Here is a 17,590-nt window from a genome sequence, read left to right on the forward strand (position 1 = left end):
CTTAAGTAACTCGGTATCAACGAGTGAAAGCTTAAGTAACTCGGTATCGCAGAGTGAAAGCTTAAGTAACTCGGTATCGCAGAGTGAAAGCTTAAGTAATTCAACATCGCTGAGTGAGAGCTTAAGCAATTCAGTGTCAACAAGTGAAAGTCTCAGCAACTCAACCTCGCTAAGCGAATCTGCCTCAACCAGTGGATCAACATCGACTAGTGGTTCACCAATTAAGCCACAACCGGATAATCCATCTACATCGGCTAGTGATTCGGAGTCAATGTCAATTAGTATGAGCGATTCAGTTTCAGTAAGTACTTCGGCATCGACATCGTTGAGTGAAAGTTCTTCAATTTCTAACTCATTGAGTACGAGCCTTTCAACTAGTGCAAGTGCTTCTGCAAATAGCAGCACTTCAGCTTCTACTAGTGGCAGTCAAGCACCAGTAACGCCACTACCTGATAACAGTGGATCTGCTTCAAACTCGGCTAATGGTTCAACTTCACTGAGTTTGAGTATCACAAATAGTACAAATACGAGTGGTTTGGAAAATACTAATGTTTCTGTTGCTGACAACCACATGACGGTTAACTTAACTGGTACTAACTCGGTTGATAACAATGCGGGTAGTCAAAAGCCAAGCTCACAGAATAAGAAGCTTCCACAAACCGGTAATACTAGTCAAACAACGGCTGAATTACTTGGTCTAATGTCCCTAGAAGCAGTCTTACTCTTGTTAATTGGTAAGAAGAAAAAGAATAGCGAAGATAAATAATCTATCTATTTGAGCCAAACAAAAAAGCAGCCCCTAAGTTGGAAATTCCAGCTTAAGGGCTGCTTCTTTAAATGAAATTATAAGTTTTCATCCGTCTTAAAGTTCAATTGACAGTAATCAGTCATCTTTGTGATTAGCTCAAGGCTCAATTTCTTATACGCATTCAAAGTATCAGTCGCGTAATCATCACTTTGCCGTGTTAAGAAAGCAGCACGAGCGTCACCTTTTAGACTAGGAAGTCGGTGGTCGGTTTCCGCAATCATTTTAATGGCAGCGGTATTTCGTTCTTTTTGGACATCGCGTAGTAATGGTAGGAAGTCGTGAAGATGACTATCAACTAATACACTCGCATGTTTAAAAATCCAGTAGGCAGAATTGAGTTGTGCAGGAAGTTTTCCGCGTTTATAAGGAGCAGGAGTATCGGTGATCCCGTTAAAGAATGGCACATAGGTACTTTCGGCAGCCACGCCCATTGCTAGCCAGTGAATGTTAGCTCCTGGCCGATTCATTTGCAGAATGTGCGATTCTTGCGTCTTTGCTAAACTAATTGGCCGATACTTGTGGGCATTCTTACCGTGACCAAGCGGATCAAATTCTGTTCCCTCATAATGGTTACTGAGGTAGTTTTGCGCGTCGAAAATTGACAGCTTATGATCTGGCTTCATGATAAATGGCAACTCGGTCGATTCAGGTGTCTCATCAGTTGCTTGAAGGGGACTGAACATTTGGTGACCAGTCCATACCCGTGGTTCCGAATAAATTGCATCTGAGCGGTCGGCTGTCCCAAAAATTTTGCGGAAATTAAAAGTTGTTGGGTCGGGGTTTAGCTGATGCTTTTCAACAAATTCTTGAATGCCAGGGTGAAACATGAAATTGTCTGAGTCATTAAAGTCAATTTCTTGAATTGCCAGTTGGTTAGCAACCACCGCGTAACAATCATCGGGAATCCGTTGTGCAACCCAGTAGTGACCCGCACCGGTTTCAAAGTACCACGCTTCGTCATTGTCGGCGAATAAAACCCCATTCGTCTCGCCAGTGCCATATTTTGCAATTAAATTACCGAGCCGCTGAACCCCTTCACGTGCTGTCTTAACATATGGCAGGACAACCGTAATCATTGCTTCTTCATTCAAGCCGTTTTCTACTAACGGGTCATAGCCGAGAACTAATGAGTTAGAATAGGCGCTTTCCGTTGCACTCATCGCGACGTCATATTCGTTAATTCCGTCTTCTTCAAATAGCCCGTCTTTGTCCGTCCATTCCGGTGTTGCAGTATAACGAGCGCTTTCTTCTGGCAAGTCAAGCTCTAAACGGGTATCCTTAGAGATGAAGTGGCTTGGCATCTCGCCATGTTGGTGGACGACCATATGTTTAGGCCATGCTGCCTTAGCATCCTCATTCCGCCCAATCATAATGGTGCCGTCAATGCTGGCCTCCTTACCAATCAAAATACTTGTACATGCAGTTAATTTATTCCCCATAGATAATAAATTCTCCTTTTGTATAATACATTAATTGTACCGCGAACCGAGTTGCAAGTCGATTTTGGCGGAACATTTTAATTTGTTGTTTAGAAGTATATAATATATTGCTGTATAAAATAGGAAGGGAGAGGATAATATGCAACAATTATCGATGCTAATTGTAATGTTAGCGGCGTTAATTATTCCTATTATTATGGCACGGTTTAGAGTTTCCTCGATTCCGACTGCCGTTGCCGAAATCCTTACCGGTATTATTCTCGGTAAAAGTTGTTTAAATGTTGTTAATCCTAGCTGGACGCTGAACCTCCTATCGTCACTAGGGGTGATTATGCTGATGTTCCTATCTGGAATGGAGATCAATTTTGACCTTTTCCGTAAGACACCAGGGAAAAAGCAGGCGAAGGACTCGCCAGTAGTAATGGCTTCCCAAGCATTCGGCCTAGTTGTGGTCACTTCATTTGTCCTTGCGGTTATCATTAGTCAGTTGCACTTATTTAATGATATTTTATTAGCAACGATTCTTTTCTCAACGATTGCCTTAGGGGTGGTTATTGCAACATTAAAGGAAAAGGATATTTTACAAAAACCGGTTGGACAGACATTGCTACTAACTGCTGTCCTTGGGGAAGTTACCCCGATGCTTGCCTTGACCTTTTATGCGTCGATTAACGGGGGAAATGCAGGGCGGCTATGGCTAATCGTTCTTCTTTTTCTCGCTGCAATCTTTCTTCTTCGGCGGTTTAAGCAGCCATTCATCTGGTTCAATAAAATTTCTAAGTCCACGACCCAGCTCGATATCCGCTTAGCCTTTTTCCTGATCTTTACATTGGTGACGATTGCGGAAACGGTTGGTGCGGAAAACATTCTTGGAGCCTTTTTAGCTGGGATGGTAATGAAACTTCTTGAGCCAAGTGAGGCAACCGAAGACCGGCTAAACTCAATTGGTTATGGTTTCTTAATTCCATTTTTCTTCATTATGACGGGAGACCGGCTTGACTTAAAAAACCTATTTGCTAACCACCAAGCACTAGCATTAATTCCAATTTTAGTCATTGGCTTTATCTTAGCTAAGATGCCAACGATGCTGATTTTCAGACGGCGGTTCAAACCTCGTAATTCTTTTGCGGGAAGCTTCCTAGTTGTCACCACAATTACGTTAGTTTTGCCAACCCTGCAAGTTGCGCGGAACCTTCATGCAATCACAACCGCCCAGTCTGATGCTTTTACGTTGGCCGCAATTATTGTCTGCATTATCGCACCGGTTGTCTTTAATTCGGTCTTTAAGCCGGAAAAAGCCGATTTAATTAAGCAGAAAGTTAATTTTATTGGTACAAACACCTTAACCGTTCCAATCTCCCAGCAATTGTATAAGAACTGGTATGATGTGCGGATGGTTACGGATAACGAAAAGAACTTTAAGACTTATAATAGTGAAGTTAAGCATCTTGAGTACTTGCCTACGCTTGATGCGGAATCCCTAAAACATGGCGGATACTTTGATTGTGACATCATGGTTGTTGGATTTTTGAACGATCATAAGTCTGCACGGCTTGCTCAAATTGCAAAAGAGCATGGGGTTAAACGGGTGATTGCTAGCCAGAATAATCCTCGTCTTGATCCTAAAGACGTTAATACCTTGCGTGATAAGGGAGTTGAAATTTTTAATAGTTTTAATGTTCAGAGCAGTGTCTTACGGGCGTTGATTGAATCGCCATTAATCTTGCGGATGCTGACTGATACGGAAGCGGGACTATATGAAGCAACTGTTCTTAATTCTCGCTATATTGGTCGTGAGCTTCATACGTTACCATTCATCAACCATATTACGGTTAGTCGGATTTTCCGTAAGCGCAAGCCGATTGATCCTCATGGCGATACGGTCATTGAATTTGGCGATCACATTGTCTTTACCGGAAATCGTGAGGCAGCTGAGGAAGTTCGGGAAGAATTACGAAAGTCAAATTAATTTAATAATTTGATCTAATCTAATTGCCGTAAAAGCGCTATTATGGTAAGATTTTAAATGAATTTATAAGGAGGCACGCATTATGCCATTAGTTCATATCGACTTAATTGAAGGCCGGACCGATGAGCAGTTAAAGGCTCTCGTAAAGGATGTTACAGCAGCAATTTCAAAAGATGCCAATGTTCCTGCCGAACGGGTGCATATCGTGTTGAATGAGATGCGTAAGGACCGCTATAGTGTAGCTGGTAAGATGGTCAGCGACAAGTAACAAACAAGAGAGAGTCATCGGGGGAGAACGGATAGCGTCTTTTCACGATGGCTTTTTTGTGTAATTTAAATCCATCAAGTTTCTTCATAATATAGGTAGAAACTACTCGCAAGTAATAGCGAAAGGATGAACATAATTGAGCGAACAACAATATATTATGGCGATTGACCAGGGGACGACGAGCTCACGGGCGATTGTCTTTGACCACGAGGGAACCAAAGTGGCGATTAGTCAGCAAGAATTTCCCCAGTATTTTCCTAAGCCAGGGTGGGTAGAACATGATCCGTTAGAGATTTGGGACAGTGTTCAGTCGGTGATTTCTAATGTGATGATCAAATCCCAGATTAAGCCATATAAGATTGCGGCGATTGGGATTACCAACCAGCGGGAAACTACCGTTATTTGGGATCGTCATACTGGCAAGCCGATCTATAACGCGATTGTTTGGCAATCAAAACAAACGAGCGCGATTGCTGAACAATTGATTAAAGATGGTTATAAAGAGATGGTCCATAAAAAGACGGGGCTGGTTATTGACTCTTACTTTGCCGCAACTAAGATTAAGTGGATCCTTGACCATGTCCCTGGTGCTCGGCAAAAAGCGGCTGATGGGGACTTAATGTTTGGAACCATTGATACCTGGCTGCTTTGGAATCTGTCTGGTCACCGTGTCCATGCGACTGATGTTACTAATGCTAGTCGGACGATGCTTTTTAATATCCATACTCTTGATTGGGATCAGGACATTTTAGACTTACTGGATATTCCGCGGTCAATTCTTCCAGAAGTTAAGCCAAGTTCTGCGATCTATGGTTATACTGGCGATTATCACTTCTACGGGGTTCAGATTCCGATTGCAGGAATTGCTGGTGATCAACAGGCGGCTCTTTTTGGTCAAGCGGCTTATGATAAGGGATCCATTAAAAATACTTATGGCACCGGAGCCTTTATCGTAATGAACACTGGACTAAAGCCGACATTATCTGATAATGGTCTTTTAACAACGATTGCTTATGGCTTAAATGGGCAGATTCATTACGCCCTTGAAGGAAGTATCTTTGTTGCTGGCTCAGCCGTACAATGGTTACGAGATGGGCTTAAAATGTTTGACAAGGCGAGTGAATCTGAACAGATGGCGGTTAATGCGAAGACGACTGGCGGGGTTTATGTTGTCCCTGCGTTCACTGGCCTCGGTGCCCCATACTGGGATCAAGAAGTGCGGGGAGCTATGTTTGGATTGACGCGGGGAACTGACCGGGGTAACATCATTCGGGCAACCCTTGAAGCAATCGCCTACCAGACTAAAGACGTGGTTGATACTATGGTTAAGGATACCCAGTTACCATTACAAGCACTAACGGTTAACGGTGGCGCGTCACGAAACAATTTTATGATGCAGTTCCAGGCTGATATTCTTCAAACACCAATCAAGCGAGCAGCGATGGAAGAGACGACCGCATTAGGGGCAGCCTTTTTGGCGGGACTGGCGGTTGATTTTTGGGAAGATCAAGATGAATTACGCAAGCTCTCGAAAATTGGCGATGAATTTGATCCGCAAATGGATAAGAAAGTCGCGGCTGACCTATACCAGGGGTGGCAACGAGCCATTGCAGCTGCGCAATTCTATGGTAAAGACAAACAATAATATATAATTTGATACCAAACACCATTCAATAAACTAATATAAAAAGGAAAATGAGAAATGAAAAAGAAGACGCCGGTTCAAATGACTGATGATTTGGCACGATTTATTAAGGAAACCCGTGAAGACGTGGCGCTTCCTCATGAGTCATTATATGTTGATTTATTAGAACAATGGAAAGTTTTAAGTCGTTATCAGTTGGAGTTTGCTGATGCGCAGAGTAAGAAGCTTTATAATGCTTATTGGAATTCAATGACACGGTGGTATGAAGTTTTCGATAAGGAACGTGAAGACCTTTTAGAACCTGCAGCGATGACTAGCCTTGACCTAGTCGACTTCTATTCAGGCCTGATTAGTGATTTGATGGATCACGTCATTAGCTTAGTACCACCATATCCGCACAATAATGTTATTAAGCTAACCGACTTCCGCGTTTTGTTGAGTAATGAATTACAAAAGATTACCCAGCTTAACTTGGGAATGCAGGGGCCAATCGATTTTGCAATGATTATGGATTATTGGAAATTAATGGGGGATGCCTTTGACAAAGAGGTGTCATAAAAAGAAAAAGCTGAGAAAAGTGAAAACTTTTCTCAGCTTTTTTAGTTAAGCCAGTCTTGTAAGTATTTTACTAATAACCTTGCATCATCCTTGGTTAGAGCAAAAGTATTATCATGACTGATATTATTAAAGTCGACATTTGATACAAGCATTTGGAGTTCAGCATCGTCTTTATTTTGGTAAATACTGAGTTCATTAACGCACTCATCATCACGATCTTCTCCGTCATACTTGATATGAAGCCAATTAGCTTGGCGGTCAATTTCATGTTTTTCCAAATTCTCACCTCAAAACTCTCCTTTCATTTTAGCACGAAGCTGATGTGCGCGGGTGATTACCCCACGGCGCCAGTACGAAACGGCGGCCCGGGTAACCCCGTATTCACGGGCAATTTGGCGGTCGCTTAAGTGATGGTTAAGTTTGGCGACTAGGTAACGTTGTTGATTAAGACTGCTGTGCTGGTAGAGGTAGCCGAGAAAACTGCTATTTTCCAAGTGGGTAAAGGGATGGCTTGCTAGTTGATCTACTAAAACATCGTCGTAGTCGTGATCATCTTCCGAATTGTCAAGCGAGTAAGAAAAAAGGATTCCTTCCAGCTGCTGATGACGGGGACGGTCGAGTAGGCGCCACCGCATCCGTTGGTAAGCAAAACACATCAGGTCTCGTTCGTTAGCAGAGTGGTCAGAGTCGCGAAGAAAGTCTGCGTATGCCTGTGCAAAGATGATCGATGCGTCCTGAACGAAATCATCGTAATCATCACGACGGGGAGAGATTCCTAAACTTTTTAAGACACCGTGAACGATCGTGATCCGCTTATCGGTCATCAGGAAAGTTAAGCCATCAGAAATTTTTTTATAATCCATTATTTGAGAACATCCTTTAGAAATATTCTCAAGAGCTCTTGAGTACAATCAATTTATCGCAAATAGAACATCTTAGCGAACGATAAAAACGCTTGATTGTCCTCTGAAAAGACGTTGACAGAAATGAAATAAGTCAGTATCTTATTATTCATGTTAAAAGTGAATCGTTTTACAAGCGATTTGGTTTATTTTAAGAATTGACATAAGGAGTTTCGTAAAGATGAGAAAGAAAATTGACTTAATGGAACTACATCGGTTAGCGATTGATGGGGAGCCGGCTAATTATCAGGTACGGTGGGATAATATCCTGTTGATTGCTGCTTATGACCAGGACCGCACCTTTATTTTGACAACTGAAGGTGAAAAACCGGTTTTAAAACGGCGGTTAAGTGAAGTACTAGATCGGTTCGCTGAGGAAAATTCGATTCACAGTCATGAAATGGGAGCTCTTTATGATTTAGTCGGGTGTCGTACGAGAGGATATATTGCCGGTCACCATCGCTTGGTACCAACTTGTGGCCGATCAAATAATCAAGTTGTTTATTACATGGTTCATTTCTTAGATGACGCAGCTGAGTTAATAGATGATAAGAGAGTTGAGATGCTGTTAAGGGGCAAAAATGAAACCTATCATGTGCAGGTTAATACTAGTTACCGGACATTTAGACGGATAGTCGGGGCAGCAGATGATGTCGCAAAAATTCAATTACAAATCTACGAATATTGCCGTCACCAGTACGGAAAGAAAAAGCAAGAAGATATTCATGAACGGACATATGACAGCGATTATTGCGTGATTCAGGAGCATCGGCGGATCAGTGAAAAAGTATTAATGGCGACGATCTTACACATTGTTGAGATTGCCTATGAGGAAACATACGGGGAGATGATTGCACTAGAGTTTGTTGAACGGCTAAAGCGGGTGATAAATCGTTTTTAGAATAAAAATTGCTAAAAAATGCACAATAATTAAACATTAGTCCATTAGCTTGTTATAATAGTAGGTGAAGGGAAGAGAATTAGCTAAGCAATGGAATGGAGCAATTTTTATGACTGAAAGAAAAGATCGGTGTGGAGTAAACTACACATTAGATGTTTTAGAGGATAAGTGGCAACCGCGAATTATCTATTGGTTAGGCTTTCGGCCATTCACCATTGATGAGTTGCATCGGTTGTTACCAGAATTAACCTTAGTAGCACTAAATGATGAGATAGCCTCCTTGCAGAACTTACGGATTGTTAATTCAAACAAGGACGAAAATGATAAGTACACATTGACTGATAACGGCACTGACTTACGGAATATGGTCGTAACGATGGGCGTATGGGGTCGTCAACAGATGGATGACTCTGCTAACCAGATTTCCGATCAGATTGTCGAGCCAGAAGCCGATGCAAGTATATCTGAATTGATCGAGTACAATAAAAAACTTGATAAGTACTTGTAGTGCTTGAAGGATGTTAAGAAAGAGAACTTGGATAAGTCCAAGCTCTTTTTTTGTTACAGGGAGTAGCTAAAATGTAATTAAAGTGAAACAAACCGGTAATCAACTATTAAATTGTATTTTAAATTCTTACAAACACTGTATTTTCAACAGCTTACAAGATAATGAAATTTATACTTTTGGTGTATTTGTGAAAAAAGTTTGAAATTATAGCTTGACTAAAGAGGCTTCATTCCTAATAATGTATTAAGTAATTATTAAAATTGATTGGCTGACAATTGATATAGAAAAGTCTGCAGCTTGTTATTTACCATTGTTAGTGTAGGTTTCCGGTAATGTAACTTGTTGCACTAGTGGACTTTTTTAGGTTATGAAGTTAGCCACGGTATGGGAGAATTTATTTATGTCAGACGAAAATAATCAGCCCTTAAATAACGATGAAGATATTCATCAACATGAGCATCATCGCCACCACCACCACCGTCATCATCGACGTCACCGCGGTTGGAAGATTTTTTGGTCGATTGTGGGAGCGCTGGTACTAGTTGCCCTCTTCTTTGCGGGGATGGCATGGCATAATCTGAAGTCAACGACAGATGATATGTATAGTAATGCTGGTGCTACCAAGTCGCGGGATGCGCAAAAAGTGCTTGAACAAAAAAAGCCAGTATCGATCCTCTTATTAGGAACAGATACCGGAGCACTTGGTCGGGACTATAAGGGTCGGACGGATACAATGATGATCATGACTTTGAATCCAAAGACAAAGACGACGACTATCGTTAGTTTGCCACGGGATATGAAAGTTAACTTGCCTGATTACCCACAATATTCGCCAGCCAAGATCAATGCTGCTTATACCTATGGGGGAGTTAAGGAAAGTATTAATACGATTCAAGAACACTTCGATATTCCAATTGACTACTACGTCTTGGTTAACATGGGCGGCCTTGAGAAAGCAATTAACCAGGTTGGCGGTGTTGATGTGAAGTCACCATTAACTTTTGACTACGAAGGTTACAGTTTTGAAAAGGGCGAGACATACCATATGAATGGGAAGAAAGCCTTAGCCTTTAGTCGAATGCGTTACGATGATCCTGAGGGTGATTATGGTCGTCAGTCACGGCAACGGTTAGTAATTATGGCGCTATTAAAGAAGTCAATATCATACAAGACCGTGCTTAACCGGTCATTCTTACGGTCAGTATCTGATAGTTCACAAACTGACTTGACTTTTGATGATATGATGCGCTTAGCACAAAGCTATCGTGATACTAATGAAAACATTGTTCAAGATCATGCTCAAGGACGAGGTCAAAATGAAGGCGGTCAAGCTTTTGAAGTTGTTCCAACAAGTGAACAACAGCGAATTACTAACTTATTGCAAAATAGCTTAAAAAATTAAACATTGAGGAGTAGAAGTCGTGAATAGTTCACAACAAACGTTAAATAATACGATTGACTTGCATCGATTAATGATGCTCTGTCGCAAGCACGTAAAGATGTTGATTGTCTGGACCCTCTTGGCAGGGATTTTAGGCTTTGTCGTTGCTCAATTTGTCGTTGTACCAAAGTATACGGCAACAACTGAAATTTTGGTTAACCAGAAGCATACTAATGACGCTAATGGCCAGGCTTATAACAATCAACAAGCTGATATCCAAATGATTAATACTTATAAGGATATCATTACGAACCAAGTGATCTTAAGTAAGGCTAGTAAGGAATTAAAAAATCCGGTAAAGGTAATTAAGCCTGCTCAACCAGCTGAATATCGGCGAAATGCTGATGGTACTCGGCGGTTAATTAAGGAAGCTCAACCAGCAGTCGTAGAACGTGGTGGCAAGAGCTATGATATGTCAACTACTGAATTAAAGAAAGCAATTAGCGTTTCAACTCAGCAAAATTCCCAAGTCTTCTCCTTACAAGTCAAGACTGATAGTCCGGAAAAATCAGCGGCAGTTGCTAATACAGTTGCCAATGTCTTCAAGGGACAAATCAAGAAAATTATGAGCGTTAATAATGTGACAATCGTTTCACGGGCAAGTACTCCTGATGCACCATCATTTCCAAATAAGAAGCTATTTGCTTTAGCAGGGGCGGTATTAGGGTTAATTCTTAGTTTCCTTTACATCTTAATTGGTGATTTAATGGATACAAGTATTCATGGCGATGACTACTTAACTAATGATTTAGGATTAACTAATCTTGGTCAAGTAAACCACATTAATATGAGTCGTGACTTTAAGGTAAACCAACAAGAAAGTCGTCGTAGTGATTCTGGTAGTCGACGGGTTTAAAGGAGGAGAGTAAATAGATATGTCATTATTTCATCGCACACAAAAGCAATCAACAGACACCATGGATAATGGGGCCAAGTTGATTACCGTTGCTCATCCAAAGAGCCCGATTTCTGAACAGTTCCGTACAATTCGGACAAATATTAATTTTATGGCAATTGATAAGCCAATTAAAACGTTAGCATTAACATCAGCTAATGTTTCTGAAGGTAAGTCAACAGTTACTGATAACGTGGCAGTTGTTTGGGCACAAACTGGTCAAAAAGTGTTATTGATTGATTCTGATTTACGTCGTCCGACACTTCACGCAACATTCAATAAAAGTAACCAGCATGGCTTAACGACTATTTTAACTAGTGGCACTAATTCTGTTGATTTACGAGAGATTATTCAACCAAGTGGGGTTGATAACCTTGATATTTTAACATCAGGTCCGATTCCACCAAATCCAGCAGAGCTATTAAACTCACAACGAATGCGGACGTTGTTGGATACTGTTAAATCGATTTACGATATGGTAATTGTTGATGTACCACCGATGTTGGAGGTTACTGATACGCAGATTTTATCACGGTACCTTGATGCAGTAGTTTTAGTTGTGAAACAGGGCCAAACACAAAAATTAGCTGTTAAACGGACGGTTGAGTTACTAAAGCTTGCCCATGCTAACTTACTAGGTTATGTCATGAATGATGTGAATGCTGATGGTGATGCTGCATACGGTTATGGCTATGGTTATGGCTATGGTTATGGCTACAGGGAAGATACAGAAAAATAAAAGGAGCATAATAGGTAATGTCAAAGGTATTAATTACTGGTGGTGCTGGATTTATTGGGTCCAATCTAGCTCATGCATTAGCTGATAACAATGAAATTACAATTGTTGATGACCTTTCAATGGGGAAGAAGAAAAATCTAGATGGAATTAAAGTAACTTTTTATCAACATGATGTTTGTGATAGAGAGTTCATGCACCAGCTTTTGTCAGAAAATAAGTTTGACTATATTTATTACCTGGCAGCGGTGGCTAGTGTAGCTGATTCAGTTGAGCGACCATTAGCAACGCATAAAATCAATCAGGAATCAGTGCTTGATACGCTTGATTATATTCGGACGCAAAAGTTACCTTTAAAAAAGTTTCTTTTTACTTCATCGGCGGCGGTTTATGGTAATTCTCCAGAGTTTCCTAAGCTAGAATCATCGCAGGTTGATCCATTAACTCCATATGCGATTGATAAATATGCAGCGGAAAGATTCACTATTGATTATGGTAAGCTTTATGGTTTACCAACAGTAGCAGTGCGGTTCTTCAATGTTTATGGGCCACGACAGAATCCAGAATCGCCATATTCTGGGGTATTATCGATTATTACCGAATGTATGAAGAATAACAAAACCTTTACCTTATTTGGAGATGGCTCGCAAACTCGTGATTTTGTATATGTTGGTGATGTTGTTGCAGCACTCATTAAATTAGCAACGGCAACTGATAAACCAATGGTATATAATATTGCAAATGGCGACGAATCGTCACTAATTGATGTTATTCATGCTTATGAAAAAATTTCTGGGATCAACTTAAATATTAAATATGAATCAGGGCGTAATGGTGATATTGATAAATCAAAAGCTGATATCAGTAAGCTAAAAAGTATTGGTTTTACACCAAAATGGACTTTAGAGAATGGACTGCGTGAATATTGGAAGTACTATGAAAAGTAAATGGGGGAGCTTAAAATGCAGGCAACTGTAGAAGAAAAGAATGATAGTTTAGAATATAGCTTTATAAACAAGATAGGTGCACCTGTTCCTAAGGCAAAATTAATTGGAAAGAGAATTTTTGATATTATTTTCGGAATTATCTTTGGAATTATTAGTTTACCAATTATTTTAGTTTTTGGAATTTTAGTTAAGCTTACGTCGAAAGGCCCGGTCTTCTTTAAGCAAGAACGAGTTGGCTATATGGGTAAGCCAATTGTTATTACTAAATTACGGTCGATGCGAAATGATGCCGAAAAGAAAACTGGTGCAGTTTGGGCTAAGAAAGATGATCCACGGGTAACAGCGGTAGGTAAATTTATGCGAAGAACTCGTGTGGATGAATTACCACAGTTTTGGAGTATTATTAAGGGTGATATGAGTTTAGTTGGTCCTCGACCAGAACGATTTGTTCTTACTGAAGAGTTTTCAGAGGAGTGGCCAGATTTCCCACAAAGGTTACGGATTATTCCAGGATTAACTGGCTATGCTCAAATTCACGGTGGATATGATCTTAAACCAAATGAAAAATGTAAACTAGATAATTATTATATTGATCATTATTCATTGGGATTCGATTTTAAGATCGCATTTGAAACGTTTAAAATATTATTTACTGGGAATGGTGCGAGATAATGTATGATCAAGTTTCCCCCCCCCTTTTTTTTCGGTAATTATCAATACTTATAATTCTGCAAGGACGATAGAGAAAACGTTAAGCTCGGTAATTGCGCAGACGTTCTCTAATTATGAATTGATAGTAGTAGATGACCACTCAACTGATGATACAGTTAGTATTATAAAAAAAATTAGTGCAAAGCATAACAAAAGAATAAGTGTTATTGAACTAAATAAAAACCAAGGAATAGCAAAATCAAGGAATATAGGGATTGATCAAAGTAGGGGTAAATATATAGCTTTTCTTGATGGTGATGATCTTTGGAAAGATAATAAGCTTATGATTCAGTATAACGAATTACGTAAAAATTTATTTACTGCTGATTGGGTGTTTAGCAACTATGATGTTATCGATAGTGATTATAATTATTTAGGTGAGCGAAAGCGGGATAGTGGTGTTTATGGATTCAAGGCTATCGTGAAAAAAGGAAACCCTGTTGGCATGTTAACCGTTGTTATTAAAAGTAAAGTATTAAAGAAAAATAAATTTAGAAATGTAAAACATGAAGATTATGATTTATGGATTAGACTTTCTAAAAAGGGTTATTTTGGTATTCTACTTGATGACTCGCTAGCTATGTATATGAAGCATAGTAATTCAGCTTCTTCAAATAAAATTAAGTCTATAATGTGGACATTTAATGTGTTTAGATTAAATGATATTAATTTTTTTGTGGCTATATACTTAACGGGTAATTATCTGATAAATTACTTTGCGCGAATGAAAAAGTAACTTTTAATTATCAAATTATAACGTGGGAGAATCATAAATGAATTTAGTAGTTCTAACAAAACAGTTTGGTAATTATACTGGTGCTACTGTTTCTACAATTGAGATTCTAAAAAGAATATCAAACAAATTTGATACTGTAGAAGTAGTTACAATGAAAGCACAGAAAATAGTTATTCCGAATGTTAAGATCATTGTTGCATCTAATTATTTAGAATTAGTTAGGATTTTAAAATCTAAGAAATCCAAAAAGAAAGTTTATGGTTATTCTGATGATCATTTAGGCTTCCTTTTTAATTTAGCCGGTATAAATTATATTCATACATACCATGGTAATTGGCCTGATGCTAGGTTCTTAAGTATTAGTATGTTTCTAAAGTCCTTTATTTTCATCCCATTATATATTATGACCATAAGGAATGCGAAAAAAGTAGTGAGTGTTTCAAAATATATGAATAAAAACTTTGTAAAGAAGTATAGTAATAGTAGTGTTGTTATATATAATGGTATAAAAAATAATAATTTAAATTCTAATCATAATATTATTAGTAAAAGCCATGAAGATTTTATTATGGTAGGAAATATAGATTCAAGAAAATATAAAAAAGCACTTCCAATTTTAAGTACTTTAAAAGAAAATAAATTTAAGGGAAATATTGATATATATGGAAGTTTAATTGATAAAAAAATTGTTCATAAAATGAGACACTATGACTTTGTAAATATAATGGGTCAAGTAAAGAAAATTGACTATTCAAAATATGATGCACTTCTTTGTACCTCTTTTAGTGAAAATTTACCTGTATCGATTGTTGAAGCTATCCTTTCTAGGATTCCTGTAATTTCATTTAATGTGGGAGGAATCGAAGAGGTTGTTATTGACAATGTTACTGGTAAATTAATTTCTCCAAGTGATATAGTTGGCTTTGCAAAAGCGGTTAAAACTTTTAAAAAATATGTAGTTACTGAAGATGTTCGAGAACGTATTAATAATAAATTTAATTGGGACTATTCAGCAAAAAAATATTTCAAGTTATTAAGTAGTGAAAGGAACAGTAAATGAGTGATTTAAGAAAAAATATATTATGCTCGTTTTTTGGAATATACACCTTTCTAAGTATACTGTATAATTCCTCATTTCTTAGTATGAATAATAACATGAATTATAGGCTTGCTTATATAAGACTTTTCTTAGCTGTAATTTGCCTATTTTGTTCTATAAAAATTCAGTATTCTTTAAGAGAATTATTTGTACTATTTATTTCTTTATTAACAGTTATTATATCTATTAAGTCTCAAAATTATAATGAGCTTATATATACTTTTCTCCTATTTCCGATTGTTCCATTACTAGGTAGCAAGACAACTTTTAAGATTGACTTATATTTTAGAACAATTGCAACCTTAATTGTTACGATCTTTTTGAGGAAATTATCAACTAATAATATTCTTGATACAGTAAACGGGGAAATTAGACCGTCTTTAGGTTTTACAAATCCTAATACATTATCTGAAATAGCGTTGGTTATGATTTTAGAAGTGTATATACTAAGAAAAGAATTAAATAGGAATTTATCAGTATTGATTATTTTTGGATCGCTATTATTAATATATATATCTAAATCTAGAACAACATTTTTACTACTCATTTTTTTCTTTATAATTAATTTTATATTAAAAAAAATGGAAACTAATATAGTCGCAAAAAGATTGATGATAACAGTGCCAGTTCTTTGTTGTTTGATTAGTTATGTCTTTGTGTACTTATATTCATATCGATTCAATACATTCTTGGAAAAAGTAAACTATATATTATCTAATAGGTTAAAAATTGTATCGAATTACTATCTGAATTATGGTATCAGTTTTTTTGGTCAGAAAGTCTTCTCAAATCAAATATTTGGTGCTCAGTCAATAGGATCTTTAGATAATGGATATATGAGCTTACTAATTAGATTTGGAATAATTGTTACCGTTGTTTTTCTTGTTTTATTATCGCTTACTATAAAAAAGTTATTAGATGCGAAAAAGTATGAATATGCATCTTGTTTTGTTTTATTTACTCTTCTTGGATTAACAGAATTTACTTTCTATGTGGTTGTAATCAATATATTTTTACTACTTTTTGCTTATGTATATAATCCTAAGCTAAGTTACTCACGCAAAATATAAACGAGGTTGAATAAATGCTATGTGAACAAGTTGATATTATTATTCCAGTTCATAATTCAGAAAGATATTTATCTGATTGTTTAAAAAGTATTGAGAGTCAGGAATATGGCAAGATTAATGTAATCATTATCAATGATGGTTCACGGGATGGATCAGAAAAAATAATTAAGGCTTATATGCATAATAGTAAGTTTACGGTAAAATATTTTGCTTTTCGAGAATCTAAGGGAGTATCTTTTGCAAGGAATAAAGGGATGGAGCTTTCATCAGGTGAATTTATAACATTTGTTGATAGTGACGATATCATATTGCCTAACCATATAAAAACATTAGTTTATAATATGTCGAAAGATACTTCTCTTTCAGCGATACAAATTTTAAAGAAGAATGTATCAATTAGAAGTAAAAGTAAAGCTAGGGTATTAGATCTGAGCAATTCTTTTATAAGTGTTTTAAGCTCAAAAGGAATAGAAGGCTATGTATGGAATAAGCTTTTTAGAAGGGAGCTATTGGATAAATACAACATTAAGTTTGAAAAAAATATAGTAATGAGTGAGGATTTATTATTTGTTTGTAACTATATTTTAAATGCACGTGGAAATATGAAAGTGTCATCAACTCAGTCCTATTATTATAGGACGAATAATGATAGCACTACTAGAGATAGCTCAATTGAGAAAGCTAAGATTAAAAGTCAATTCTTGGTATATACTTCAATTGAAAAAATGATTTCTAATAATGGTTTAAATCCTAGAGCTATTAAAGTGTTTTATGAAAAGTACATGTTGTTTCTAAATTATACCTTATACAAGCTTGATAAAAATGATCAATTTTGTGAATTAGATTCACTATTGAAAAATTTCGAAAGCAAATACCTAATAAGCTTTTTTATGTCTGGGGCAATTACAAATAAAGAAAAATTAGGTTATTTATATAGGAAAATTAAGAGGAGCTAAC

Annotated in this window: 18 protein-coding genes and 1 pseudogene; 16 read left to right on the forward strand and 3 right to left on the reverse strand. The window is 37.5% G+C overall.

All coding sequences use genetic code 11. From position 1 onward, the window contains the following. Positions 1-766, forward strand: a 766-nt coding sequence (locus IEU90_RS11375; protein ID WP_229723688.1) for an LPXTG cell wall anchor domain-containing protein, incomplete at its 5' end; no start/stop codon positions are given. Positions 767-843: 77 nt separating this feature from the next. Here the strand turns inward: IEU90_RS11375 and IEU90_RS10645 are convergent. Next, positions 844-2,247, reverse strand: coding sequence for a C69 family dipeptidase (locus IEU90_RS10645; RefSeq protein WP_153710924.1), 1,404 nt, complete (start codon positions 2,245-2,247; stop codon positions 844-846). 139 nt (positions 2,248-2,386) lie between these two features. On the opposite strand from IEU90_RS10645, the gene IEU90_RS10650 reads away from it, so the two are divergent. The 4 genes from IEU90_RS10650 to IEU90_RS10665 all read left to right on the forward strand — a co-directional run bounded on the left by IEU90_RS10650 (position 2,387) and on the right by IEU90_RS10665 (position 6,687). After that, a complete protein-coding gene (locus IEU90_RS10650) occupies positions 2,387-4,216 on the forward strand; it encodes a cation:proton antiporter domain-containing protein (protein ID WP_153710925.1) in 1,830 nt (609 codons plus the stop codon). An 82-nt stretch (positions 4,217-4,298) separates the two neighbouring features. Then, positions 4,299-4,484, forward strand: coding sequence for a 2-hydroxymuconate tautomerase (gene thmT, locus IEU90_RS10655; RefSeq protein WP_003663508.1), 186 nt, complete (start codon positions 4,299-4,301; stop codon positions 4,482-4,484). A gap of 136 nt (positions 4,485-4,620) precedes the next feature. Next, on the forward strand, positions 4,621-6,129 hold the full coding sequence (gene glpK / locus IEU90_RS10660) for a glycerol kinase GlpK (protein ID WP_153710926.1): 1,509 nt from the start codon (positions 4,621-4,623) through the stop codon (positions 6,127-6,129). Between the two features lie 57 nt (positions 6,130-6,186). Continuing rightward, positions 6,187-6,687, forward strand: a complete 501-nt coding sequence (locus IEU90_RS10665) for a hypothetical protein (RefSeq protein ID WP_153710927.1) — start codon at positions 6,187-6,189, stop codon at positions 6,685-6,687. A 41-nt stretch (positions 6,688-6,728) separates the two neighbouring features. On the opposite strand, the gene IEU90_RS10670 is transcribed toward IEU90_RS10665, so the two are convergent. Together IEU90_RS10670 and IEU90_RS10675 are read right to left on the reverse strand one after the other, a co-directional pair. Further along, positions 6,729-6,965: a hypothetical protein gene (locus IEU90_RS10670; RefSeq protein WP_153710928.1), complete on the reverse strand. Its 237-nt coding sequence runs from the start codon at positions 6,963-6,965 to the stop codon at positions 6,729-6,731. A 9-nt stretch (positions 6,966-6,974) separates the two neighbouring features. Next, a complete protein-coding gene (locus IEU90_RS10675; RefSeq protein WP_188358124.1) occupies positions 6,975-7,550 on the reverse strand; it encodes a sigma-70 RNA polymerase sigma factor region 4 domain-containing protein in 576 nt (191 codons plus the stop codon). Between the two features lie 220 nt (positions 7,551-7,770). Between IEU90_RS10675 and IEU90_RS10680 the strand changes: the two genes are divergently transcribed. From IEU90_RS10680 to IEU90_RS10730, 11 genes and pseudogenes are all read left to right on the forward strand, one after another. Then, complete coding sequence (locus IEU90_RS10680) at positions 7,771-8,490, forward strand: hypothetical protein (protein WP_225431358.1); 720 nt, start codon at positions 7,771-7,773, stop codon at positions 8,488-8,490. 109 nt (positions 8,491-8,599) lie between these two features. Beyond that, a complete protein-coding gene (locus tag IEU90_RS10685; RefSeq protein ID WP_153710930.1) occupies positions 8,600-8,998 on the forward strand; it encodes a winged helix-turn-helix transcriptional regulator in 399 nt (132 codons plus the stop codon). A 400-nt stretch (positions 8,999-9,398) separates the two neighbouring features. Next, on the forward strand, positions 9,399-10,400 hold the full coding sequence (locus IEU90_RS10690) for an LCP family protein (RefSeq protein WP_153710931.1): 1,002 nt from the start codon (positions 9,399-9,401) through the stop codon (positions 10,398-10,400). A gap of 19 nt (positions 10,401-10,419) precedes the next feature. Further along, on the forward strand, positions 10,420-11,295 hold the full coding sequence (locus IEU90_RS10695; protein ID WP_188358125.1) for a YveK family protein: 876 nt from the start codon (positions 10,420-10,422) through the stop codon (positions 11,293-11,295). Positions 11,296-11,314: 19 nt separating this feature from the next. Then, a complete protein-coding gene (locus IEU90_RS10700; RefSeq protein WP_153710932.1) occupies positions 11,315-12,073 on the forward strand; it encodes a CpsD/CapB family tyrosine-protein kinase in 759 nt (252 codons plus the stop codon). 17 nt (positions 12,074-12,090) lie between these two features. Then, on the forward strand, positions 12,091-13,017 hold the full coding sequence (locus IEU90_RS10705; RefSeq protein ID WP_153710933.1) for an NAD-dependent epimerase/dehydratase family protein: 927 nt from the start codon (positions 12,091-12,093) through the stop codon (positions 13,015-13,017). A 15-nt stretch (positions 13,018-13,032) separates the two neighbouring features. Continuing rightward, positions 13,033-13,689 (forward strand): sugar transferase, encoded by a 657-nt coding sequence (locus tag IEU90_RS10710; protein ID WP_153710934.1) that lies wholly within the window; start codon positions 13,033-13,035, stop codon positions 13,687-13,689. Between the two features lie 31 nt (positions 13,690-13,720). After that, a pseudogene (locus IEU90_RS10715) lies at positions 13,721-14,464 on the forward strand (glycosyltransferase family 2 protein); the annotation flags it as partial. A 37-nt stretch (positions 14,465-14,501) separates the two neighbouring features. Beyond that, positions 14,502-15,524 carry a glycosyltransferase family 4 protein gene (locus IEU90_RS10720; protein WP_153710936.1) on the forward strand — a complete coding sequence of 341 codons (1,023 nt, stop codon included), beginning with the start codon at positions 14,502-14,504 and terminating at the stop codon, positions 15,522-15,524. A 95-nt stretch (positions 15,525-15,619) separates the two neighbouring features. Continuing rightward, complete coding sequence (locus tag IEU90_RS10725; RefSeq protein ID WP_153710937.1) at positions 15,620-16,633, forward strand: hypothetical protein; 1,014 nt, start codon at positions 15,620-15,622, stop codon at positions 16,631-16,633. A gap of 14 nt (positions 16,634-16,647) precedes the next feature. Further along, positions 16,648-17,589 carry a glycosyltransferase family A protein gene (locus tag IEU90_RS10730; RefSeq protein WP_153710938.1) on the forward strand — a complete coding sequence of 314 codons (942 nt, stop codon included), beginning with the start codon at positions 16,648-16,650 and terminating at the stop codon, positions 17,587-17,589. The last annotated feature ends 1 nt before the right edge of the window (position 17,590 follow it).

This window comes from Limosilactobacillus caviae (assembly GCF_014635905.1).
Lineage (GTDB): Bacteria > Bacillota > Bacilli > Lactobacillales > Lactobacillaceae > Limosilactobacillus > Limosilactobacillus caviae.